Source organism: Candidatus Zixiibacteriota bacterium (assembly GCA_021159005.1).
Classification (GTDB): domain Bacteria; phylum Zixibacteria; class MSB-5A5; order UBA10806; family 4484-95; genus JAGGSN01.
This window is the reverse complement of record JAGGSN010000210.1, coordinates 47,870-72,950: the sequence shown is the minus strand read 5'-3', so window position 1 is coordinate 72,950 and position 25,081 is coordinate 47,870. Positions and strand designations below refer to the sequence as shown.

Genomic DNA, 25,081 nt, shown 5'->3' with positions numbered 1-25,081 from the left:
GCCCGCGTCATTCCCAACTTGATTGGGAATCCAGAGATTGGTCATGCTGACAGCTCCTGCCTGCCGGCGCCCGCCTGTCTGCGGACACGGGGCACGGTGTTTTTGTCATCCACCATTGAGTTAACTAACAGCCCCGTCCGCCACTGGCGGATTTCTGGATTCCCCCGCCGCGGCGGGGGAATGACGTAAATGGATAATCATCGAATCAAAGTCGACTTCTGAAATCTAATCCGGAAATATCTATGAAGCAAAAAACAGAACACAGGTGTTTATAAAGATACTCTAACGGCTTATTGTTTTATATGTTATGGCTTAATCAAGTTTCATTTATTGTGTATTAATTGGAGAATTCTGTTGAAAAGGCCGGACAGTAGTGTTCTTAAATGATAGTAAAATTTATATAAATATGTCGCGCAAGAGCGACTTGCGGTTTGAAGAAAGCCGCAATTCGTTTATTTACATTATATTATAAAAACTCCTTGACATTATTGCAATTGATTATAAATTAATATAAAAGTATAATAAAACTGATTAAACCCGAATTTTGCACAGGGTATGAAATAAGTTGCTAAATAAAAATCATGCAAATTATGAGTTCTAACGAGGAGTATTGTTTTTATAACAAATATCAATTAAGTTTAGAAATAGCATGCAGTTAATATTTCCATCCTTGACAATTTAATGAGTGGCTCTTATAATTATTAAGGCATGTAATTTGCTTGAAATATGTTAGATAAATATTGTTGTTTGACAAATGAATAGTTTAAGGTTCATTAATGATCCTGCTCGCAATGGCGCTTTGAATATGGCTATTGATGATTTACTGGCTTGTCGGGCCGTCGAATCCAAAGTGTCTGTTGTATTTCGTTTATATCGCTGGAGTAAGCCGACTCTTAGTTGCGGGTTCCATCAGCGGATAGAAAAAAGGGTTGATTTTGAGAGTTGTTGGCGGAATAAGGTTAACCTTGTTCGTCGTCCCACCGGCGGACGAGAACTCCTTCATGACGGTGATTTAAGTTTTAGCATTATCGGCGCTCTCGATTATCAAAAACCAGAAAAGTTTGCAGCAAAAGACTTCTTTTTTAAGGCTGGCAGGGTTATTATAGAAGGATTGGAAGCTCTGGGTATCAAGGCATCTTTGGCGGATGGTTTAAAAAAAGCAGTTAATAGCCATCATCAACCCTGTTTGGCAGCGCCGTCACAGTATGAGGTTGTATGCGGCGGAAAAAAGATTGCTCCTATGGCTCAAAGGGTTTATCCTGATTCAGTATTGGTTCATGGCTCGATACCTTTAGCTGATTCTGAGATTTCAACGGTTGACTTGCTGAAAGTCGAAAATAAGTTGTTAATACAAAGGAAGATAGCAGAATCTTCCACGAATCTTTGCCAAATTATTGGAAAAACCGTTAACTTTAAAGCTTTAGAAAAGAGATTTCTGATTAGTTTTGAAAATGTTTTTAGTGGAAAGGCAGAGTTGATTAATATTTCAAAGAGGGAGATGGCTGAAGCGTTCAAAGAAAAATTTAGTTGGCAAATAAACAATGAATTTACATCAAAGCATAGGGAGGTGATGTAGCAAACACAGAAAATAGTTTAGGTTTGTAAACGTTTGTACTTTTTAAGGAGATAAGGAATGATTAAAAAAATTTTTATTTTATCAGTTCTAGCTGCGTTTTTATTAACCGCAGGTGCTGTTGCCGAGCTTTCAAAAACCGCTCCGATGACACAGCAGAATATTATTAAAGGCGATGAGCCTCTTCCCGATGTCGAGGTTTATCCGTATGTTCCCGGTACTTCTACTGATTCGCCGGGTTTGCAAGTAGGTATAACTTATTATGATTACCAGACCAACGGTTCAAGCGGCAATCGTGTAGCTATCTGCGATGATGGTTCTATCTATTTTGACTGGATGTATTTGAATGGTTGGCCATATCCGCAAGTTCCCCGTCATGTTTATCACAACTGGATGGATGCTAACGGCGTTCTGAACCCGAATGAGATCGACGGACAGGTCAATGTTGATGCTGGCGCAGGTTATACAAACTTAGATATCTACAGCGGCACTCAAGGCTGTTTCGCTTACCATTCCTCAGGCGGAAGTTCGCCTACTTATGCTACCGTTTCTATCGATAACGAGATATCGGGCATGGGAATATTCGACCATTACAACCCGCCGGACGAACTGTTCCCGCAGACACCCGACAGCCCCGGCAGATGTTATTGGCCTTATATGTGTGTCGACCGCAATGATAATATTCATGTAACTATGACAGAGAATACCACACTCCGCATGCAGAGAATGGCATACACCGGCTCAACCGATGGTGGCGCCACATGGAGTACGCTTCAGTTTGTCGATACAGTCATGGTTATTAGCAGCGTAGTCGATGCTTCGCCTGTTTCCGACAGAGTAGTTATTGCTTATTCCAAAACTACTGATACTAGCACTCAGTGGTATAACGACATCTATTATGTTATTTCTGATGACGGCACCTCATGGGATTTCCGCTACGGCAGAAACAATATCACAAACTATACCACCGATGATGATTCATTGTTTGCCTATACAGACCTTGATGTCTTATTTGATTACAACGACAATATCCATGTGGTCTGGACAGACCAGTGGGTTACCGATGAAGGTATTTATTATCGCACCAACCTTAAGCATTGGGATGAAGAATCAGATGAAATCGAAACAATATTTCATCATCCGGATTCACTGTGGACGACCATAGAAGGCGCCTGGAACCGCAGTATCAGCAAGATGAATCTTGGCGTTGACACCGACAACAATTTATTCTGCACATTTACATATTTCGATACTTCCGATATTTCCGAAGGCGGTTTTGGTAATGGTGAAATCTATATGGTTTGTAAACCATATGGCGGTTCATGGGATACTAGCTTATATAACCTGACCAACTCGGCATCACCCGGCTGTTTCCCCGGCGAATGCGACAGCGACCACTGGTCAACTTTGGCCGATGTAGTCGATGAAAACCTGCATGTTCTTTATATTAACGATAAGGATGCCGGCGGCATTGTTCAAACAGAGGGCACCGCAACCGAGAACCCTGTTTTGTATCTGACTTATCCAAATCCTTATGCAAGCAGTGTGGACGAAAACACTAATCGTCCAGAGAATTTCAGTCTGAACCAGAACTATCCCAATCCATTCAATGCCAGCACTGTGATATCATTTAGCTTAAAGGAAGCTGCTCCTGTTACTGTCGATATATTCGATTTAACCGGCGCGAAAGTAACCACGCTTGTTAATGAGCATATGAATGCCGGTTCGCATGAGGTAGTCTGGAATGCTTCAGATGTTGCCTCTGGTGTTTATTTCTATAAACTCACTGCCGGTGGTGTTTCCGAAACCAAACAAGCTGTGATGATTAAGTAATAATATTCCATACATTCTATTATGGTTTTTAACGGTCGGGTTTTTACCCGGCCGTTTTTTTGTTTGCCCGCATGGCTGCTAAATACTGTCGGAAGTAACTTGCGACAACATTAAAGAGTAGGCGAGTCGTTGCGAGAAGTCCGCCGCGGCGGACGATGTGGCAATTTCGTTGTTGCCGTGCTAATTAGGGCATTGAGATTGCCGCGTCCACTTAAGACGTTCGTAAAAGGCGGAGCAATGACGGATTTACGCAATACCGAAGCAGGCCAAGACCACTTGGGACTTGACCCGCCAGTTAAATATATCAAACCTCAAGTAGTTTTAACCTGCGGGACTAATTTACACATTGCAATATTTGTATGCTATAATCTATAAATAATCAGGGATAGCAGAATTTATGAATAATGCGGGATAGCATCCTTGATTTTTATCATTGTATTTCGTTTTTTAGTAATGCTAAAATATAAAATCTTAGATAAGTAAAACTACTTATTAAAAATTGCTTGACTTTCATGTTTGTAATAAACAAATTGTATGGAATATTTCCGATGGTTACCAAGCGGTGATTAGTAACCGGAGCTAAATATTTTTGGGAATATTTTAAGTGTTGGATTGTATTTAGCAATGTAAGGACATTAAGAAACAGCAAGAGCAGGAAGAGAGTTTGGGAGGAAAGATACTACTTCCCGATATTTAGGAAAAATATTAATAAAAGGCGATAGAATTAAGAGGAGGTCGAGTATGAAATTGGCAAGGTTTATAAGCCTTATAGCAATGTCTTTCATAATCTTATGTTTCCATTTAGTATTTGCGGGAACTACCGGAAAAATCATGGGAGTAATTACCGATAGCGAGAACAAAGAAGCTATTCCCGGTTCTCGCGTGATTATTGAAGGCACAACTATGGGAGCTAATGTTAATCCGATAGATGGATCTTATGTTATCTTAAACGTGCCGCCCGGCACCTACTCTTTAGTTGGTCATTGTATTGGTTATAATAAACTAACTGTTACCAATGTGCTGGTTCAAGCTGATGTTACCACAGAACAGGATTTTGAATTAGTATCCGAAGCTATCAATATGGATAGCATAGTAGTTATTGGTAGGCGTCCTGATATTGACAAGTTTGAAGTGAGCAGTGTTGACCGAATGAACAAAGATGAGATTGCTTCTATTCCGGCTATTAATATTGAAGGCATTATTAAGACCCAGACCGGTTTTGTATCGCAGGGTGGAGCTTTACATGTTCGCGGTTCGCGCGCCGGCGAATTAGCTTTTGTTGATGACGGCGTTTTAATTCGCGACCAGCTCGGCGGTTACGGCGGCGTGAATATGGGCGGTAGCGAAGCTACGCCGATTTCAAGAATGTCGATGAATATGGCTGCCTCCGATATCGAAGATGTCTCTATTATGAAAGGCAACTACCCGGCTGAGTATGGTGATATGGCTGGCGGACTTGTTACTACTACTCGTAAAGAAGGTTCAAATAAATATACCCAAATCTATGCAGAGTTTAAAACTGACGACTTGGGTTTTCCAAGTTTAAATGATTATTCTTTTGATCAGGATATTTTTAATGTTAGCATGGGCGGACCTTTGCCTTTGCTGTCGGATAAGCTGGTGCCTGCTTTAGGTCTTAAATGGCCGGGAGAAAATATGGCTTATTATACCAGCTTCAGCGCAGATAAATCAAATACCTGGGTAGATTATAATGATTATCCCTCGCTGAAATCTAAAATCGATTATGGTTCGGATGATTTTTGGGGAATGGATATTCCCAGAAAAAGAGTAAATAAATATTCCGGCTTAGCTAAATTAACTTGGAAAATGGACCCTAATTCGCGGTACAAGCTTAACCTGCGCTACAGCAAAGAGTGGAGCCGCGGACATAATTTCAGTTGGACTTATTTATATACACCTGAAACTGCCACCAGATTATTTAATTCAACCGAGATTAAATCAGCTAAATTTTCCTTTAACCCGCCATTTTTGAAAGATTCTTTTGGCGAACTCCTATTAAGCGAGGTTATTCAAACTTACGAACGCAAACCCGGCGGTCTTACGCCAACTGAAATATACTCGCCGATTGAATGGTTCGAGTCTTATTATGATGCCAACGACAACGGACAATGGGACAATGCAGAAGAATTTGAAGATATTAATGGCGATGGCATTTGGGGCGAACCATATACTGATTATAATTATAACGGCCAATTTGACCCCGGCATAGATACTTATGTTGATATTAACGGCAATGGCCAATGGGACCCCGAGCCATATATTGACAGTAATGGCAACGGTATTTGGGATCCTGCCGAACAGATAGCATACGATGTTTATTATGTTGATGTTAATGGCGATGGCGCCTATGATGACGGCGACTCGGTATATGTAGATGAAGATGGTGAAGGCAATGGCATTTACGATCCCGAATTGCGCGACATATTCGATGAAGACATGCCGGAACCATATTTTGATGGCGATATAAGTCTTGGCGAGCCTTTTATTGATGGAGATGGAAACGGAATATACACTGATGACACATTAAGTGGTGATTATTGGGATCCAGCTGATGATTATGACATTAGCGGAGATTATACCGGACCTAATGATGAATGGTCTGAAGGAATTCCATTTTTAGACCGCAATGGTAATGGCTATTATGACCCGCCAAATGGCTATTATGATTATGGCGAGGCTTATACTGATGTTAACGGCAACGGCAAATGGGATAGCTCTGATAATTTTCTTGACCGCGGCTATGACCGCTGGGCTCAGTATCATTACGATTATACGCGTACCCGCACTATAAAATTCGATATTACCAGCCAAGTAGACCGTCACCATGGTTTAAAAACCGGTTTCGAATTCAGATTTCATAGAATTGATTATCAGGATATGCAGTATCCTTACTATCAGTATAACGGTCCTGATGACGGCGGGCCATGGCTGAACATAACCCGCGTAACCGATGCCAAAGATACTACCGGAAATGGAATAGTTGATGAGTATGTTTATCAAACCTATTCCAAGGGCGTTTTTAGAGATTTCTATGTCAGAACACCAAAAGACGGAGCGTTTTATATTCAAGATAAAATCGAGTATGGCGAGCTTGTTGCCAATCTCGGTATGCGCTACGAATTCTTTATTCAGGCTCGTGAAGCAAAAGACAGCCTAACGCTTATAACCGAGGGTTTAAGCTACAGACAGATTATCGATGCGCAGTATAAATTCGTACCTCGTATTGGTTTTTCTTTCCCGATTTCCGAGAAAGCAAAATTAATGTTCAATTATGGCCATTTTTATCAAAGGCCTGGTTTTGTGAAATTTTATCAGCGTAGAACACAGGCAACAAATGCTGTCTCGGTATTTGGCAACCCAAACCTTGATTATGAAAAAACAATCCTGTATGAAGTCGGTGTTCAGTATATATTAGCGGAAGGCTATCGTCTGGATGTTTCGGGGTTCTATAAAGACCAGTACGGGCTTTTAAATACAGTGCCGGAAAGCTTAGAGCCAAATGCAGCTGATTACCAGGAGAATTCGGACTATGCTCGTTCTCGCGGCCTTGAGCTTGAGCTTGAAAAGAGATATGGTCAGATTTTATCCGGCTCAATCAAATATGAATATACATGGGCATTCGGTAAAAGCTCTTCAGACCGTTCCGATTATTATATCAGAATTGCCGGCGGCGATATTTCAATCAAAGAGAACCCTCTCGATTGGGATATCCGCCACCAATTGACAGTAAGCTCAAATCTGAATGTCAACAAAGGCGAACACCCGCATTTCGGCATTTTCAAGCTTCCTGATGACTGGAGCTTAAGCACAACAATGACATATAAAAGCGGCAGACCTTTTACACCGAGTGCCAGTTATCCGGGCTTAGGCTTAGGATTTAATGAGAACCCACAGGTTAACTCGAAAAGGTATCCTGCTACATCAAGCGTTGACATTATGTTTGATAAAAATTTCCAGATGGTTAATATGAATTTCACCTTCTCGGTACTGATTAATAACGCCTTCAATGCTCCTAATATTGATTACTTATACACATCAACAGGAATGGCGAATACCAACATGAATTTTGAAAGCCGGGTTTTAACCGGTATGGATATTGATTTAGACCCAACTAATTATGGACCCGGCAGGCAGATTATGGTCGGCCTTTCTGTGAAATTTAATTAGCATAAATGATAACTGAAATTAGAATAGAGTTGTGGAGGTAAAAATGATAAAAATCAAACCTTTCATATCCTTGCGAAAGTCAATTGGAGTTTATTCCCGCGGATCATCAAGTTTGTTGGTATCGTTAATTGCGCTTATGGTGCTGCTTTTATCAACAAGCGTGTTTGGGATAAATATGCGCTGGGGATCTGAAGGTCGGGGACCTTTGGGCAAATCGCTGGTCGGTCCCAATATGGAACTCAGAGTACATCGGATTTCAAAAGTATATTTCTCGATTACTAATTACGGCAAGCTGGGAAGCGAATCTCAAGACCTTTACGATCCGCTTACATCCCAACCGGCTCCTTCATGTGAATTCCCGGGCGGTTCAAATTTTGAATATCTTTTCCAAGGTTGTGTTTGGATTGGCGCTATTCAAGAGAATCCGGATGAACCGGGTGTGTATGATACCTTAGTGTCAATAGGGGATGACGGCTGGCAGCGCAATATTAATGAGCTTCTGCCATCGTCGCCGCCGGCAGGCGAGATACTGATGTTGTCAACAAGAGGCGAAGCATCGCCGCCTTACGCGCCGACGACAGGTTCTTTGACGAGAGATATTCCGGGACGAGTATTTGAAGCGATTTCGGAACAGGATTTTATCTGCAAATATGATGATACTAAAACATCAGGTGTAAACATTGACCCAATCTCTAATCGTCCTCATAAACCGCTTGGCATAAGTGTTATTCAAAAGAGCTATTCATGGTCTTATGAATATGCAGAGGATTTTATTCTGATAGACTTCGAAATAGAGAATGTCGGCCAAAAGCGCCTAAACGAATTATGGCTCGGATTGTATATCGATGCGGATGTTTTGCATACAAGTGAGAATGGTTATGGCATTGAGGAGGGGGCTCAAGACGATTTATGCGGATTTATAGAAAGTTATGCTAACCCGCAGAGCCCGGACCGATCCTCTGATATATATACAGCCTGGATTGCCGATAACGACGGCCAACCATACGGCGGTATTTATGATGTTCATCGTTCCCCAAGGGGTGTCTCAGGCTGCCGCGTCGTAAATTGGCCTGGCAGAGGTACTGGTATTTGCGAAGATGATTACCAAGAGAATATTTCCTACAGCTTCAACTGGTGGATATCCAATATGGATAATCAATATGACTGGGGACCTCAGCTTCAGGAAAAATATGATATATGGGGCGATTTCCCTGACGGCGCCAAAGGAACTCCCGGCGGCGATATTGCCAAATATCAGGTAATGTCTAATACAGAATTCGATTATGACCAGGCATTTTGTGATCTCGACAGTATATATACCGGCAACACCTGGATACCCAAAAGCGACCAAGCACAAACTCTGGCGAATGGTTATGATACACGCTACTTATTTTCGTTTGGCGGCTCTGATGCATTTAAGCTTATGCCGGGTGATATCTGTACTTTGACAGTAGCTTATATTTGCGGTGAAAATCTGCATAACGACCCGTCTAACTATGCAAATAATTTGAGAGATGGTACAAATAACCCAGCCAGTGTCCAGGCATTTTATGATAATTTAAATTTCAGCGATTTTGCCACCAACGCCCAGTGGGCTTCGTGGGTTTATGACAATCCTGGCGTTGATACGGATGGAGATGGCTGTTCTGGCAGAGCTGATACATTGCCATCAGGTGATGTATTCTGGTATATGGGAGACGGCGTCCCTGATTTTACAGGCCCGCCGCCGCCAACTTCTCCTAAGATTAATTTTGAAGTTGATAAAGGTTATATTAAACTATCATGGTGCGGCATTAATATAGATGAACCCGGTACAGGTCCCGAGGATTGCGAAGATCTATTTTCAGGACTTCAAGATTTTGAGGGCTATGCGATTTACATATCTTATGACGCTTTAGACTGGACGCTTCTGCGCCGCTACGACAAAGTAGACTGGCTGCCGGTTACTTGGGATGCTTCAACTCCTGAGGGTTGGGCAATCAATTTAGCCAGACAGAATCCAATTACTACCGACAGCTTAATGAGCTTGGGCGGCGATACCGTGTTTGTGCATCCCGACGAAAGAGATACGGACGGCGAGCCATACTGGACCGCTTATGATTTCAACTCGGGGTTTGATGAAATACTCGATAGTACTAATACGCTTGTAATCGATAGTGATACGGTATTGGCTAATTATTATAGCTTCACAGTCGATGATTTGCTGCAAACAAAAGGCATTTATTTGGCGGTAACAGCTTTTGATTTTGGCAATGCTCAAACTGATTTGAGTTCGCTTGAATCGGCAAAAACAATTAATTCCGCTCTGATTTACCCAATTAAAAAAGATGCTGATAAGAAAATTATGGTTTATCCTAATCCGTATAAAAAATCTAATACTAGTATATATCAACAATTTGAGGAAGAAAGTCCGGTTACGTGGGCAGAACAAGACCGCCGAATTTTCTTCTCGGGCTTTACGGATGACCAAAGAGCGATTGTCAGGATATGGAGCCTTGACGGCGATCTTATTATGGCAATAACTTACGACCCGGATAATCCGCAGTATTACGGTACCCCGCCAGGAATTATCTATTGGAATCTGGTATCACGCAACGGACAGGCTGTTGTTTCCGGGTTATACTTGTATTCCATTGAATTTATTGCTGTCGATGGCGGCACTAATAGAGAGTCAGAAATTGGAAAATTTGCAATTATTAAATAGTCAGGAGGCATGAACATGAAAAAATATCTTACAATTGGTACGCTTACGTTTCTTCTTTGCCTGCCTGTATTAGCTTTCGGGCAAGCCAAGGTTGGAACGGCAGGAGCGCAATTCTTAGAAATAGGAGTCTCTGCCAGAGCCATAGGCATGGGGGGAGCTTTCATCGGCGTTGCCAATGATGCGTCCGCTTTGTATTACAATCCCGGCGGAACCGCATTAATTGAGGAAAGAGAAATAATGATTACTCATATTGATTATCCGGCGGATATTAATTATGAGTTTATTGGTTTTGTTGCGCCCGTGCCTGAAATTTACGGCAATATCGGCCTGGCAACTTATTGGCTTCACACCGGCGATATGCCTTATACCGATTACAAGCATCCCGAAGGTACCGGTCAGAATTTTACGGTTGGAGATTTTGCTCTGGCGGCAACTTATTCATCCAGCCTGACCGATAATTTCGCGATTGGTCTAACTATGAAATTCATACATTCATTCCTCGAACTCGAATCCGCTAATGGCTGGGCTTCTGATGTTGGCATTTATTACAATACAGGCTATCGCGATTTCACTATCTGTATGATGATTGCCAATTTCGGCCCGGATATGAAATTTGTCGAGGGTGAATCCGGCGAGGCTTATGCTCTTCCTATTGATTTTAGATTTGGCTCCGCAATCAATATTATCGAACGCGATAATCAAAAACTAACCTGTGGTCTTCAAGCCTCCCGCCCAAACGACAATCTTGAGAAATTCGCTACAGGGTTTGAATACTGGCTGAATGATTCTTTCGCTCTTCGGCTGGGCAAAAAATTCCAGTATGACTATATTAACAATGGTAATCTTAGTGATGAAGGTTTTAATACCAGTGGAATAAGGTCGTTTAACCTAACATCCGGTTTTTCTTTTGGCGGCGGCATCAAACTTCCGGTTTCCGGTTATACCATGCAAGTAGATTATGCCTACCAGGATTTCGGATATCTTAATTGTATTCACCGTTTCAGTTTCGATTTCAAATTCTAAAGGATTTAAGGAGGAATTATGAGAAAGAAATTAATATTTGCGGCAGCATTAATCATACTGGCCGCTTCAATAATTATTTTTAATTGCGCGCCAAAAGAACTTGTCGGAACACTTATCGAAAACGAAAGCCCGACAATATCCTTTACCAACCTTCCGTTAGAGGATTCTACCTTCACCTCCAGCGCGCGCATTTACTGGTATGGTATCGACAGCGATGGCTATATTGATGAATATTACTACATTGTAGTTGGTGAGGATAGTGTCCAAGGCGACGCGGATGGCTATATTGCGAATATTCTTGACACGTTAAGCATAACTCAATGGTCGTCAACCGACTCAACAAACACTTCAATTCAGCTTTTTGCTATGGACGATGAAGAGGATTCGCTTCAACAATACATTTTTGTTAAATGCAAAGATGATGACGGCGAATACTCGAATACTATTTACATGAACTTGTTTAGAAGAAACCACATGCCCGAAACATATCTCGAACTTTTGCCGGGAAATCATGTTGATGAGTACGATACTAACGGTTTAATGATTACGGATTTGGTTTGGAGCTTACCAGATACTAACGCGCTCTGGGAAGGATTTGAAATCAACTGGAATGGCGATGACACTTTGGATTTTGCGGGTGAACAACCCAACTTCCAATATTTGTGGAAAATGTATGGACCATTCGACTTGTCTCATTACGATCAAGATTTGAAAATAATTGACATTACCCCTGATAGCGTTGATTTAAACGATTTGTTTGCCTTTTCCTGTTCCGATGGCGAATTAGGCGCTTGTGATGCCAGTCAATGGCCAACCGACAGCGGCTGGGTATGGAATCAAACGATAACATTTAGTAATGTTCCAACCGGCTGCTACCTGTTTACAGTCAGGGTAAGGGATGACGCTGAGGTCGAAGATAGTACTGACGCATGGGGCACATTTGCCTGCGTTGTTCCCAAGTGGATAGAAGAACCTGATTCGGCTAAGGATATACTTGTAATTCAGGCAACGCAATATAGGACAATATCAATACGCGGTTGGCCTGCCGATACTGTTTATGCTCCGGATGATACTTTGCAGGAGACGCCTCTTTATTTCCCGACTTTAGATACTTGTTTTTATGCAGAGATGATTCAGGGCGCCGGCGATTACTCATATACTATTTACGGCGAGCCAGCTGTTGGGGGAGAAACCGAACCTATTGCTATACCTTCCATACCGGAAATTGCTAAATATAGAATGATTATTATTGATGATATGGATTACATGTCTAATGATCCGCAAAAAGATCCGCTTGAATCAATTTTATATAATTATCTTTCTGCAGGAGGTAAAGCCTGGGTGATTGGCCGTCAAAGTTTCTATTATGGAAATGGCTCTAATGAAGATGAAGGTGAGTATCAACTAAGATACGATAGTTTGGCAATAGAATTTTTCGATTTGAGCAGTTATAGATTATCTCAACGTAATATTGCTAACGATAGCGCTGAATTCGTTGGAGCCACATCAGCCCACAGCGGATTTAATACTTTAGTTACCGATACAACTCGAACCAGGCTGCTGAGACAATATGGAATAAATAAAGTTGATGTATTCTCAAGATTTTCCAGCCATTCTGAGGGGCTATTTAAATACCAAGCCGCTCAACCGGATACTATGATTGGTTTCCAGAATATGCCTGTTGCATTAAGATTTTTTCCTGAGCATGAGGTTTTTAAAACATCATATTTCGGTTTCCCGTTATTTTTAATGGACAATTCGGACGGCGATGTTCAGGATGTTTTTACCAATATGCTGGATTGGTTCTTGAATGAAGATTGATAGATTTTAATTGAAAATTGAAAATACTCCCGTAGGGGCGTCCGACAACTGCCGGATGCCCCTACTTTTTTAGTACTTAGTTGCCAAACACTGCTTGGCAACTAATAGGGCAATTTAATGATTGGAAACACTAAACATACCATCGCTGTTATCGGCCATATCGTACGCGACAGGATAGTCAATCCGGGCGGACAAAAAGTTGATGCCTTAGGCGGCATAGCCTATAACTTAACCGCGCTTGCGGCTATGATCGTGGATGCTGGCAGAGTTATACCGGTCTGCAATATCGGTTATGATTTGTATAATCAGGCTATAGAATTTTTCAGCCGTTTTCCGGCAATTGATTTCTCTAAGGCTAAAAAAATTCCGAGAAATAATAAAATCCATGAACTTAGATATTCAGACACTGATTATCGGGAGGAGATTAATATAGGAGAGATGCCGATGATTACGCCGAGATTGTTCTTATCCTGCAGAAAGCTTGATGTTGCACTTATCAATTATATCGGTGGGGATGAGTTCCCGCCGCGGCATATACGATGGCTGAAAAGGCAATTCTCCCCCTTGATTTATATGGACTACCACAGCTTAGCATTAGGACGCATTAAAATTGATAAAGACGGCCAACGGGTTAAGCGATATTTCCGATATAATCCTCACTGGCGGGAGTACGTGGAGCTGGCGGATATAGTCCAGATGAATCATATCGAACTGCAATCAATAATGCCCGAAACTGAGAACGAAACAGAATCGATAATCAGCTCAGCTTTGAAAGTGCGTGAGAGGGGGCCTATGGCGGTCATTATAACGCGCGAGGAAAAAGACATAGTTGTAATAGCTGGCAATCGAGATAAGCCTGTTGCGCATATTTTACCTGTTAAGCCGGTGGAGAAAGTTGTTGACCCGACCGGCTGCGGGGATAGTTTCGCGGCGGGGTTTATCAGCAGTTATATTTATAGCCGTGATATATTAAAGGCATGCAATAAGGGTTTATATTTAGCCATACGAAAAGCCGGATTTTCGGGATTAGCGGGATTTATAGAAAGATAAAAACTGCTGTAGTATATAGTCGGGATTTTCCAGCCCCGAACGCGTAGGGGCGTATTGCATACGCCCTCGATTATACAAGTTAATTTACCGATAATCCTACCTCTCAATAAAGCATTAGAATTAACAGATTACTATCACGAGAACTTATATTTTTTATAATGAATATTTCAGATAGCTTGACAACCGCACTTATAAAACATAAATTGCCTAAAAATAAACGGGAGGATTATATTGCAGGAAAAGCTAAAGAAGATTATCAATCATCTTAGAGTTAAAAAAGTTTCCTATGGTGATGCTCGTTATGTTTACCGCATCAATCAATCGATACAGGTGAAAGACCAAACGGTTGAGGCGATGTCGCTAAATGATGACAGAGGTGTGGGCATACGGGTTATTGTCGATGGCTGCTGGGGGTTTGCCTCAACCTGCAGTTTAGCTGAGGAAGACCTTATCAAAACCGCCAACTTGGCAATTAAGATAGCTAAGGCTTCCGCATTAACCAAAAAGGAAGAGGTTCGCTTGGCCGAGGTTGAGCCTTTTGTGGGAAATTACAGCACAAAGTTTAGGGAAGATCCTTTCGCGGTTCCTATCGATGAGAAACTGGGACTGTTATTTAATCTGACAGATATACTTCGTAAAAATAAAGCGGTAAAAGTAGCCGAAGCCAGCTTGGGATTCTATAAAACGAATAAAATATTCTGCTCGACCGAGGGCGCCTATATCGAGCAGGAGATATTTGAATCTGGCGGCGGCTATACGGCAACTGCTGTTTCAGGTTCGGAGGTGCAGAAACGGTCGTACCCCGCCTCTTTTCGCGGCGATTACAGCAGTGCCGGTTTCGAGTTTATCAGAAATATGAAACTTGTTGATAATGCCGAACGTGTTGCCGATGAAGCTGCGGCTTTGCTGAAAGCTACCGCCTGCCCGGCAACCGATACTACTGTGATAATCACCGGTTCGCAGATGGCTTTACAGGTGCATGAATCATGCGGCCATCCTGCCGAACTCGACCGGGTGCTGGGCACCGAGATTTCCTTAGCCGGCGGTTCTTTTATGACTCTCGATAAGATGGGCAGTTTCCGCTATGGCTCGCCGATTGTCAATATCGTTATCGATTCGACCGCCGAGGGCGGATTGGGCGCATTCGGCTATGATGACGAGGGCGTCAAAGCCTGCCGTTCGGATGTTATCAGAGAGGGCATCATAGTCGGCTATTTGACCTCGCGGGAGACCGCGCCGGTGATAAAATCGATTTCCAATGGCTGTATGCTTGCTGATGGTTGGAACAGTGTCCCGCTGATTCGCATGACAAACTTGAATCTTGAGCCGGGAGAATGGGAATATGATGACCTTATCGCCGATACTAAAGATGGTATTCTTTTAGATACTAATAAAAGCTGGTCTATTGATGACAAACGGCTGAATTTCCAGTTTGGTACCGAAATCGCCTGGCAGATAAAAAACGGCAAAATAGGCCAGATGTATAAGAATCCGCTATATACTGGAATTACTCCGCAGTTCTGGAACTCATGCGATGCTATCTGCAATAAAAACCACTGGCATATATGGGGGATACCATCCTGCGGAAAGGGCGAACCTATGCAAACCGCTCATGTGGCTCATGGAGCCTCGCCAACAAGATTTAATAATGTTACAGTGGGGGTGAGTAAATGATTAAGGAAAATAAAATCCTGACAACTTTGCGAACTGTTATAAATAAATCAGAGGCTGATCAAACCGAAGCTGTTTTTAACGGTAGCCAATCAGGTTTGACACGGTTTGCCAACTCTTATATCCATCAGAATGTTGCCCAAGCCAACAATACGATTTATTTCAGAACTGCCATAGATGGTAAAATCGGCGTAGCCGCAACCAACTCATTTAAAAAAGCTGATCTTCTTAAGACCTTAAACAACTCTTTACTGATTGCCAAACATCAGCCGTCAAATCCAGATTTTAAAGGTTTCCCTAAGCCTTGTAAATATAAAAAGATACAAACATTTTTCGAACCAACCGCTAAATATTCGCCTAAACAACGGGCTGAGGTTATCCTGAAAATTTGCCGTGAGGCTGATAAGTTCGGCTTGAAAGTTGCCGGCGCTTTTTCAACCTCAACCTCGGAACTGGCGGTAGTGAATTCAAATGGATTGGCGGCTTATCAACCGGTAACAGCGGCTTCGATAAACGTTGTGGCGATGACTGATACCTCCTCCGGTTTCGCCTCCGGTTTATCGCGGCGCGTAGTGAAAATACCGTTCGATTTGCTTGCGCAAACAGCGATTAAAAAATGTCTCGACAGCCAAAACCCCGAAAATCTCGAACCGGGCAAATATGATGTTATCTTAGAGCCGGAGGCTATTGCCGAAATAATGAACTGGCTAACATATATCGCATTTGGCGCCAAACCTTATTTTGAGAACACGAGTATTTTATCGAAAAAAATCGGCAAGAAAATAATGGGAGAAGATGTTACCATTTACGATGATGCTGTCAACACCTCCGGGCTGGCTGTGCCTTTCGATTTTGAGGGGGTTGCCAAGAGAAAAGTGTTTATGGTAAAAAAGGGGATTGCCAATAGCCCTGTTTATGATTCGCTGTATGCTGGTAAAGCCAATGTCAGATCGACCGGTCATGCCCTTAGGCCGGGTTCCGGCGAGGGTCCGATGTCGGGAAATATATTTATTGCCGCCGGCAAGAAATCGAAAGAATCGCTTATCGCCGGAGTTAAAAACGGCATTCTTGTAACGAGGTTTCATTATATCAACGGCTTGCTGGATACTACCAAAGCCCTGATGACCGGCATGACTCGCGATGGCACTTTCAGAATAAAAAATGGTAAAATCAACGGCGGAGTCAAAAATCTGAGGTTTACCGAATCGATTACCAAGGCGTTTTCGCGAGTAGGCGGTATATCGAAAGAAACAAAACTTTGCAGCAACTGGTGGGATGATTTCGGCTGCTGCAGTTCCCCGACAATTATGATTAAAAAGTTTAATTTTTCGGGTAAAACTGAATTTTAGCGGATTTAATTAGAGGAGGATATAATGAACGAAGAAAAAAACCCGCCCGCGATGGGTAGGTCTGTTTTTAATTGGAAGCTAATTGTTGGACTTCTGATAATCATTGCCGGTATTATTGCCTTACTTCAAGGTTTTGGTTGGGATATCCCGTTAAGTGTATGGGATTTTTGGCCGCTCATATTTATTATAATTGGTCTAAGCAAACTTTTCCAACCTAAAGAATATCGAAATACTCTCGGCGCGATAATTCTACTGTTAATCGGTCTGTTATTCCTTTTAAGTAATTTTGACCTCTTTCGTTTTGGATTTAATACATTATGGCCAATAATTTTGATTCTGCTTGGCATCATGTTGATTAAACAAGCATTTTGGAGTTCAAAAAGTGCGCCTTTTAGTAATGATTTTATCAACTTATCATTTATCTTAGGCGGTGGGAAATTTAACTTCATGTCTCAGCAATTGAAAGGTGGAAATGTTATAGCTATCATGGGCGGCGGCACTATCAATCTTACCGATGCTGATATTCAAAATGATGCTATAGTTATTGAGACATTTGCCTTGATGGGAGGCATAGAAATCATCGCGCCCCAAAAGTGGCAGGTAATAATGCAGGGAATACCCATACTGGGCGGAATGGATAATAAAACCGTATTCAGACCTGATGAAAATGCTCCGCAAACCCAAGCGAAAGATGCTAAGAAGCTTATTATTAAGGGTATGGCGATAATGGGCGGCGTGGAAGTGAAAAATTAAGTATAATTAGCTCGTGGGGGCGTCTGCCTTAGGCGGATACGCCCACTCTGGTTACCAAGCGCCGCTTGGTAACCAGAGTAAAAAATTGGTTCGTAGGGGCGTATTGCATACGCCCTTTTTGTTATTATCGTTTAGGCAGGTCGCAGCGAAAGCGTGACCTGCCGATATTTCGTTATTGATTATCTATGATATATTAGCTGCAGCTTCAGTTCACGCTTCACTACGAACTGAAGCAACATTAATTGTCTTGATTGAACAAACATTTTGCCTCCCAAAGATTAATGTGAAATTAGTTTGTATCTTACCCTATTAGCTTATATATGATATATATATTAGTGGTTTGTCAAGACAATTAGGCAGTTAGCTTAAGTATAAAAACATATCAGCCGGGGAGGAGGTTCGAACTCCCTACCTGCTGATTACGAATCAGCTGCTCTACCAGCTGAGCTACCCCGGCAAATTTTCAGATATCTACAAGCGCTAAGATAATTATTTTATCGGTTAATACAAGCGAAAATGTTAAATAGAGTTTAGCCGGCAAACCGGAAGAGTTTGTTAGCCGTGCATGGATATTGCATTGTTAACAACCTATACGACTTAAGAATCGACTCTGATATTTACTTAAGAGTAGTGGATAGTGTTTTTAAATAAGAATTAACGCAAAACAAACTTTTACTTTAAAAATGGATATTCCGTTATGCTTTTATTGTTTCATAAAGAAATGAATAATTATATTTATTGCAAATAATGTCGATAAAATCATCATGTAATATTGCGCAGCGGTTAATGATAAATAGCATAGGGTTAAATTGTTTAGATAATTAGGATTAAACATGAGCAAAGCTGAAAATACTATTGATGTTATTTCCTTAGCATCAGGAAATTCTAATAAAGATAAACAGATTTCGGCAAACGACTTGCTTATGGATTTTGTTTCAATCATGGTCCATGATCTTCAAGCCCCGTTAGCAAGTATGAAAACTCTGGTCAGGTTTTTAGAAATGAATAAATACGACCCGGAAAATCAGATTCACAGAAATCTTGTTAAAAGCACTTCTATAGCGCTTAAGCGGTCTGAGTCAATAATTTACGATATGTTCGATGCTTCTAAGGCTGAGCAGATAGGGATTCCATTCAAATTAGAAACCATTAAAATAAACGATGTTATAGACAATAGTATCGATATGATAAATGCCAGCGCTCTCGAGTATGGTATTACAATAGTCCGAAGCTTATTGGCTATTAACCTGTCGGTTCAAGCAGACCGAAACCTTCTTCTGCGAGTTATAGATAATCTTCTGTTTAATGCGTTTAAACATAGCTCAAATGGCAGTAATGTTTATATTAAAACCGAACATGCAGGCAAAGAGGTTATTATCTCAATTACTGATGAGGGACCTGGCATTAAAGATATTAATCCGGATGACCTCTTTGATAAGTATAAGCAAATGGGTTTACGAAAAGAAGGCAAATATAAAGGTGTAGGTTTAGGGCTTTATTTTTGTCGATTGGCAATACAGGCAATGGGCGGACGGATATGGGCTGAAAATCATGAAACCGGCGGTGCAAGTTTTAAATTTGCTCTTATGTATAGAAAGGGGTAAGAATGACTTTAGATGCAGAATCCTATTTACAATCGGGCAGTAATGAACTCAGGATATTGGAATATGCCATTGACGGGCAATCATTTGGAATAAATATTCTCAAAGTTCAGAAAATCGTTGCCCAACCGGAATGTTTAACCTCAACAATGAATACTCATCCGAGTATAAAGGGTATTTTTAAAGATAATGATATAATAATTCCTTTAATCGATTTAGGCGGTTTCCTGGGTTTGGAAAATAAGGAAGATAATAGCGCTAAAAAAGTAGTTGTCACTGAATTTTTTGGGCACTTGAACGGATTTTTAGTTGATTCTGTCAAATGGATTCATCACTTCCATTGGGAAAATGTTATAAACGCTAATGATATTTTAAAAACAATCAAACAGAAATATGTTATCAGTATCGTTAAGCCCGACGGCGAGAGGATGGTTCCGCTTTTGGATTATGAAACAATTATCTTAGAATTATGTCCAAACCTTGGCACACAGGAAATGGAAAAAACAGCTAATACTAAGTACGATGCCCGGGGAATGAAAATTCTAATTGCCGAAGACTCTCCGGCAGTGAGAAACATGCTTGCTTCAGAGCTGGCTGAATTGGGGTTTGAAGCGGATACTGCTCATGATGGCAAGGAAGCCTTGGAAATGCTCACCAAAGACAAATCATATAAACTTGTAATCTCTGATATTGAGATGCCCCAAATGGATGGCTTGGCTCTTACATGTGCTATCAGGAATGATACTGAGCTTAAAAATATTCCTGTAATTGTATATTCATCTATCGGGGATATTGGGATGAAAGCCAGGGCAGAGTTCCTGAATGCTGACGCTCATGTAACAAAACTGAATATTGATGAGCTTTTAGAAAACGTCATAAGGTTAACAGAAAACGGCAAAGGTGAAGCTAAAACATCATCTGAGGAAAAAGCAATAGAATCCGAAACCACCGTTTCGATGGAAGCGAAAGCTGAACCTGCAGCAGTAGCTGAATCTCAGACAGCGATAACCAATAAAAGGGAGACAATTGTTCAAACCGGCGGTGAAAATATCGCTGAACCATTTAATAAAATGGAAAATATTCTTAACGAAGTTGAAACAAGTATGAAAGGCATAATTAAACAAATTGACAAGGATACTGATAACAAGGCAATTGAAAATACAGCGCCGGAAGATAATCAAAAAACCGCGTACAATAAAGAAACAAACGTCGGCAAAGATAAATTAAAACCTAATGCCGGTACCGAAAGTAAAGCAGAAATTATAATGAATGCTGAAACAGTTACAATTAATACCCCTCACAAAGTTACAATTAACGATGCCGATAATGTTGAGGTGAATAATAGTCTTAAGGAAGCGGTCGAGGAAGATAAGTAATAATTTTACAAATTCTGCAATTGCCAATGTTTTAGAAATTTTTTCCCTGCATTGTCAGGAATCCTTTCCTGACGATATTGGCACTAAATAATCCTTTTTACAAAAGGCTCATCAAATAAAAATAATCACTACTGTCCGGCCTTTTTTATAGAGTTCTTAAAATAATGCGCAAACAATCGAAGCTTGCTTATTTCATAACCCATAGAGCAGCGGGATGTTGGGCGACTCCGATAAACATCGGCACTTCATCTTTTATTTTGTTAAATGTTTCGAGATAAGATTTTAGAAATTGATTTTAATTCGATGATTACCCATTTGCGTCATTCCCCCGCGGCGGCGGGGGAATCCAGGAATCTATTTGCTAAACCAATGGCGGATAGTAAAAATACCATGCCCCGTGTCCGCAGACAGGCGGGCGCTGGCAGGCAGAAGGTATCGGCATGACTAATCTCTGGATTCCCAATCAAGTTGGGAATGACGCGGGCAGTGTTGAGAATGACGCGGGCAGTGTGGGAATCACGTGAGCAGTGTGAGAATGACATCATTATAGCATCCGCCTAAGGCGGACAAAAGGCCGAACAGTAGTGAAAAATAATAAAAACCAAATATTTTAATAAATCTAATCATCTATAAGTCATTGGTGGGACAGACATTCTTGTCTGTCCGGGCAGACAGGAATATCTGACCTATAGGCAGTTGACAAAGTCGGGGCTATTAAGTTTTAAGTATTGATATTACCACTTAATGATTGGTGTTTTCCAGCCCCGGCTATTTCCGTGATGTTGAAACAATTTTCAAAATTATCTTTTGTCAACAACCTAATATGTATGGCTTATTCGACCCAACCTGCGATAAACTAAAAAACATTAAAGAAGCTCCGAATCAACAACATATTGACTTAATTGATTTTTTGTGTAAATTGCAGAGTTATTGAAGTTTCTGATGAGAGGACTGTAGCGAATTATGGATGAAAGAATACAAGAAGAAATCGAGTCTTTTGATGATGTAGCCGCTTATGATGAATTAATGGCGCGGCCCTACACGCGTTATTTGAAAAAGAATGTCGATGATTACATTTCCCAGATAAAACTTAAGGATGCCGTAATACTTGAATTGGGCTGCGGAGTGTCCGAACATGCCTACCGGTTTAAAGATGATAACTTAGTGATTCTAACCGATATAACCGATGCGCTATTATTGAAAAATGACCCGGATTGCGCCCGCGCGGCAGCGGATGCCCAAGTATTGCCGTTTAAATCCAACTCCTGCGATTTTGTAATCTATCTTGGCATACTTCATCATCTGCCCGACCAATATGCCTCATTAGCTGAAACAGCCAGGGTATTAAAACCGGGCGGACGAGTATTTATCCAAGAGCCGCATCGAATGAGCCTTAACTTTTTCTACTATTATGGCCGTCGATTTTTCATGAAACTGGTTGGAGTTGAAAATGTAAAAAAGATGATAGGTTGTTTTTCGCCGGATGAATGGCAGCTTGATAAAAAGGCTTTAAAGAAAGTTTTTGCAAATGACAGCTATGATTGGAAAAAATGGACAATACTTTCATTCCGCATGCCGCCATTCAGGCTTTTTAAAAACAGCAGCCTCGATGTTGTATTGTCTAAGATTTTAGATAAACTTCCTGTAATTAGAAATGTCGGAACCACGATTTTTTATGAAATTATAAAAAGGAAAAGCGATGAAACTGTATAAAGATAAAACATTTTTAACCTTTGGTATTGTAGCCGGGCTGGTTAGCTTATTAGTTTACCTTCTCACCAAAGCGCCAACCTTATCTTTCTGGGATTGCGGTGAGTTTATAGCTTGCGCTAAAATTTTGGGTGTTCCGCACCCGCCGGGCACACCGTTGTATACGCTGATTGGGCGGTTTTTTATACTCCTGCCTTTGACATTTAATGATGCGGCGAAAATTAATCTTATCAGTGTGCTGTCCTCGGTAGCGGCAATATATATAGCTTATTGGCTGATTATTCGCTTGATTATCGGGTTTGAAAAAGAAATCACTGATTTCTGGCAGAAAATTGCTTTAGCTGTCGGCGGTTTTGCCGGCAGTTTAATTATGGGTTTTTCCTCAACCTTCTGGGACAATGCAATAGAAGCGGAGGTTTATGGTTTATCGATGATGCTGATGCTGCTGCTAAGCTATATGCTGTTAATGTGGGGCTCTAGAATTGGTAAGCCCGGCGCAGGAAAATTGCTGGTGGCTATCAGTTATATAGCGTTTTTATCAATCGGGATACATCTGACAGTATTTTTGATAATGCCTATTTTTGTGCTTTATATGGCTATTAAAGACAGGTCATTAATGTATGACTGGCGTTTCTGGATAACTTGGATGTTTCTTTTGATGATTACGGGCTATTTAGACGGTTTCTTGTATGGCTTAGCGGGTTTGGTCATAGTTTCCGCTGTGTTTTTAATAACATCAAAACAAAAACCATATATGTTGAAATGGGTATTTGCTATTTCGGTAGCAGCTGTTCTTGGTTATTCGACGCACTTATATATACCAATTCGAGCCAATCAAAAACCGGCAATTAATGAAAATAATCCCGATAATTGGCAAAGGTTTAAATCGCTTCTTGAAAGAAAACAGTACGGTCAGGAGTCGATGGCAACTCGTATGTTTAGCCGCCGCGGCACATGGGCAAACCAATTCGGCACCCATAAACATATGGGGTTATGGGGATATTTCAGGGATCAATACTCGGAAAGATGGGCGACATTTTTATTTTTTGCTATCGGACTTTGGGGAATTTATGAGGCAATCAGGAGGGATAAATTAAACGGGTTATGGCTATTGGCGCTGTTTTTAGTCTCAACAGTTGGTTTAGTTTTATATTTGAATTTCTCGGATGGAACGCGAGGAGCTATTCTTGAGGTTCGCAACCGAGACTATTTCTTTACTCCCGGATTTATGTATTTCGGCGTACTGATAGGAGTCGGATTATCAGGATTATTATACGATCTGGCTAACTGGACTAAAAACCATCCGGAGCGGCATTATCTTTTGGTTGGGGCGCTTGTTATTACTATGTTGTTTCCTCTTCATACTATTAAAGCAAATTATTTCGAACATGACCGGTCCCGTAAATATATACCTTGGGATTATGCCTATAACATTCTTAATTCAGTAGATGAAAACGGAATTGTATTTACCAATGGCGATAATGATACTTTCCCTCTGTGGTGCCTTCAGCAGGTGGATGGAGTTCGCACCGATGTTCGAATAGTTAATTTAAGTCTTCTAAATACTCCCTGGTATATTCATCAGTTAAAAGATGAAATGGGCGTGCCGATAAACCTCACATATGACCAGATTGAAAATTTAAGACCGGTTTGGGACCCGGATAAGGAAAAGGTATGGAAAGTCCAGGATGAAATGATAAAGCATATCATTACCGCCAACAAATGGAAAATTCCAATCTTTTTTGCAGTTACCGTATCTCATGGCAATAAGCTTAATTTGGAAAAAAATATGATAATGCAGGGTATGGCATATAAGATAGTTCCGGATAAGGGACACAATAGGGTTTATCCCGAAAAGATGTGGGAGCTTTATATGGAGAAATTTAAGTTCCGCGGCCTTAATGACACTACTATCTTTAAAAATGAAAATGACAATCGATTGGTTGCCAATTATGTATCAGGATTTTTACAGCTTGCCGATACTTTAAAGAAAGTCGGTGAATATGATAAAGCCATTACGGTAGCCGAGAAATCGTTGGAAATATTCCCGAACGAGTGGCGCCATCGAGCATACCTCTCCGGCCTTTACGCCGATGTGGGAAAGTTCGATGAAATTGATAAAATCATCGAAGGAGTCTCTCCCAATGAAATTGCCCAGATTTATAACAATGCTGCCCAGCAAGTTATATCGAAAGAGCAATGGGAAGAGGGAAGCATGCTTTTGAGGAAATCACTCGAATATGAACCTAAATCTTTAACAGCTTTTAGTAATCTAATGGTTGCTGAAAATACTCTTGGCAACTATGATAATGTTGACAGCTTGGCTCAATACTGGAGCGAAATTAATAAAAATGATCCAAAAGCTCTGGCTAATCTTGATAATCTCGTAAGGGCGTTGGAAAGTCGGCGGCAGCAGCAACAGCAATAAT

General features: G+C 41.1%; 14 protein-coding genes and 1 tRNA gene. 14 read left to right on the top strand and 1 reads right to left on the bottom strand.

Going from position 1 to position 25,081, the window contains the following annotated elements:
• Nucleotides 1–754: 754 nt before the first annotated feature.
• The 10 genes from J7K40_14165 (at nucleotide 755) to J7K40_14120 (ending at nucleotide 17,965) form a co-directional block, all read left to right on the top strand.
• Nucleotides 755–1,576: a hypothetical protein gene (locus J7K40_14165; protein ID MCD6163541.1), complete on the top strand. Its 822-nt coding sequence runs from the start codon at nucleotides 755–757 to the stop codon at nucleotides 1,574–1,576.
• Nucleotides 1,577–1,633: 57 nt separating this feature from the next.
• Complete coding sequence (locus J7K40_14160; GenBank protein ID MCD6163540.1) at nucleotides 1,634–3,406, top strand: T9SS type A sorting domain-containing protein; 1,773 nt, start codon at nucleotides 1,634–1,636, stop codon at nucleotides 3,404–3,406.
• Between the two features lie 741 nt (nucleotides 3,407–4,147).
• Nucleotides 4,148–7,594: a TonB-dependent receptor gene (locus J7K40_14155; protein MCD6163539.1), complete on the top strand. Its 3,447-nt coding sequence runs from the start codon at nucleotides 4,148–4,150 to the stop codon at nucleotides 7,592–7,594.
• Nucleotides 7,595–7,637: 43 nt separating this feature from the next.
• Nucleotides 7,638–10,298 (top strand): hypothetical protein, encoded by a 2,661-nt coding sequence (locus J7K40_14150; GenBank protein ID MCD6163538.1) that lies wholly within the window; start codon nucleotides 7,638–7,640, stop codon nucleotides 10,296–10,298.
• Nucleotides 10,299–10,313: 15 nt separating this feature from the next.
• The gene (locus J7K40_14145) at nucleotides 10,314–11,321 is read left to right on the top strand and encodes a PorV/PorQ family protein (GenBank protein ID MCD6163537.1); all 1,008 of its coding nucleotides are present in this window, start codon (nucleotides 10,314–10,316) and stop codon (nucleotides 11,319–11,321) included.
• Nucleotides 11,322–11,339: 18 nt separating this feature from the next.
• Entirely contained in the window at nucleotides 11,340–13,142 is a 1,803-nt protein-coding gene (locus J7K40_14140; GenBank protein ID MCD6163536.1) for a hypothetical protein, read from the top strand.
• Nucleotides 13,143–13,259: 117 nt separating this feature from the next.
• Nucleotides 13,260–14,192, top strand: a complete 933-nt coding sequence (locus J7K40_14135) for a hypothetical protein (protein ID MCD6163535.1) — start codon at nucleotides 13,260–13,262, stop codon at nucleotides 14,190–14,192.
• A gap of 231 nt (nucleotides 14,193–14,423) precedes the next feature.
• Nucleotides 14,424–15,866, top strand: coding sequence for a TldD/PmbA family protein (locus tag J7K40_14130; protein ID MCD6163534.1), 1,443 nt, complete (start codon nucleotides 14,424–14,426; stop codon nucleotides 15,864–15,866).
• Nucleotides 15,863–17,212, top strand: a complete 1,350-nt coding sequence (locus J7K40_14125) for a TldD/PmbA family protein (GenBank protein MCD6163533.1) — start codon at nucleotides 15,863–15,865, stop codon at nucleotides 17,210–17,212. The genes J7K40_14130 and J7K40_14125 overlap by 4 nt, the downstream gene beginning before the upstream one ends.
• 51 nt (nucleotides 17,213–17,263) lie before the next feature.
• The gene (locus J7K40_14120) at nucleotides 17,264–17,965 is read left to right on the top strand and encodes a hypothetical protein (protein ID MCD6163532.1); all 702 of its coding nucleotides are present in this window, start codon (nucleotides 17,264–17,266) and stop codon (nucleotides 17,963–17,965) included.
• 384 nt (nucleotides 17,966–18,349) lie between these two features.
• Here the strand turns inward: J7K40_14120 and J7K40_14115 are convergent.
• A tRNA-Thr gene (locus J7K40_14115) sits at nucleotides 18,350–18,422 on the bottom strand.
• Between the two features lie 376 nt (nucleotides 18,423–18,798).
• Between J7K40_14115 and J7K40_14110 the strand changes: the two genes are divergently transcribed.
• From J7K40_14110 to J7K40_14095, 4 genes are all read left to right on the top strand, one after another.
• Entirely contained in the window at nucleotides 18,799–19,569 is a 771-nt protein-coding gene (locus J7K40_14110) for a hypothetical protein (GenBank protein ID MCD6163531.1), read from the top strand.
• 2 nt (nucleotides 19,570–19,571) lie between these two features.
• Nucleotides 19,572–20,942, top strand: coding sequence for a chemotaxis protein CheV (locus tag J7K40_14105; GenBank protein MCD6163530.1), 1,371 nt, complete (start codon nucleotides 19,572–19,574; stop codon nucleotides 20,940–20,942).
• A gap of 963 nt (nucleotides 20,943–21,905) precedes the next feature.
• A complete protein-coding gene (locus J7K40_14100) occupies nucleotides 21,906–22,655 on the top strand; it encodes a class I SAM-dependent methyltransferase (protein MCD6163529.1) in 750 nt (249 codons plus the stop codon).
• Nucleotides 22,642–25,080, top strand: coding sequence for a DUF2723 domain-containing protein (locus J7K40_14095; GenBank protein MCD6163528.1), 2,439 nt, complete (start codon nucleotides 22,642–22,644; stop codon nucleotides 25,078–25,080). The genes J7K40_14100 and J7K40_14095 overlap by 14 nt, the downstream gene beginning before the upstream one ends.
• The last annotated feature ends 1 nt before the right edge of the window (nucleotide 25,081 follow it).

Bases quoted from the DNA above. Each gene is read 5' to 3' on its own strand.
- J7K40_14165 (MCD6163541.1), top strand. From the start codon at position 755: ATGAATAGTTTAAGGTTCATTAATGATCCTGCTCGCAATGGCGCTTTG.
- J7K40_14160 (MCD6163540.1), top strand. From the start codon at position 1,634: ATGATTAAAAAAATTTTTATTTTATCAGTTCTAGCTGCGTTTTTATTA.
- J7K40_14155 (MCD6163539.1), top strand. From the start codon at position 4,148: ATGAAATTGGCAAGGTTTATAAGCCTTATAGCAATGTCTTTCATAATC.
- J7K40_14150 (MCD6163538.1), top strand. From the start codon at position 7,638: ATGATAAAAATCAAACCTTTCATATCCTTGCGAAAGTCAATTGGAGTT.
- J7K40_14145 (MCD6163537.1), top strand. From the start codon at position 10,314: ATGAAAAAATATCTTACAATTGGTACGCTTACGTTTCTTCTTTGCCTG.
- J7K40_14140 (MCD6163536.1), top strand. From the start codon at position 11,340: ATGAGAAAGAAATTAATATTTGCGGCAGCATTAATCATACTGGCCGCT.
- J7K40_14135 (MCD6163535.1), top strand. From the start codon at position 13,260: ATGATTGGAAACACTAAACATACCATCGCTGTTATCGGCCATATCGTA.
- J7K40_14125 (MCD6163533.1), top strand. From the start codon at position 15,863: ATGATTAAGGAAAATAAAATCCTGACAACTTTGCGAACTGTTATAAAT.
- J7K40_14120 (MCD6163532.1), top strand. From the start codon at position 17,264: ATGGGTAGGTCTGTTTTTAATTGGAAGCTAATTGTTGGACTTCTGATA.
- J7K40_14110 (MCD6163531.1), top strand. From the start codon at position 18,799: ATGAGCAAAGCTGAAAATACTATTGATGTTATTTCCTTAGCATCAGGA.
- J7K40_14105 (MCD6163530.1), top strand. From the start codon at position 19,572: ATGACTTTAGATGCAGAATCCTATTTACAATCGGGCAGTAATGAACTC.
- J7K40_14100 (MCD6163529.1), top strand. From the start codon at position 21,906: ATGGATGAAAGAATACAAGAAGAAATCGAGTCTTTTGATGATGTAGCC.
- J7K40_14095 (MCD6163528.1), top strand. From the start codon at position 22,642: ATGAAACTGTATAAAGATAAAACATTTTTAACCTTTGGTATTGTAGCC.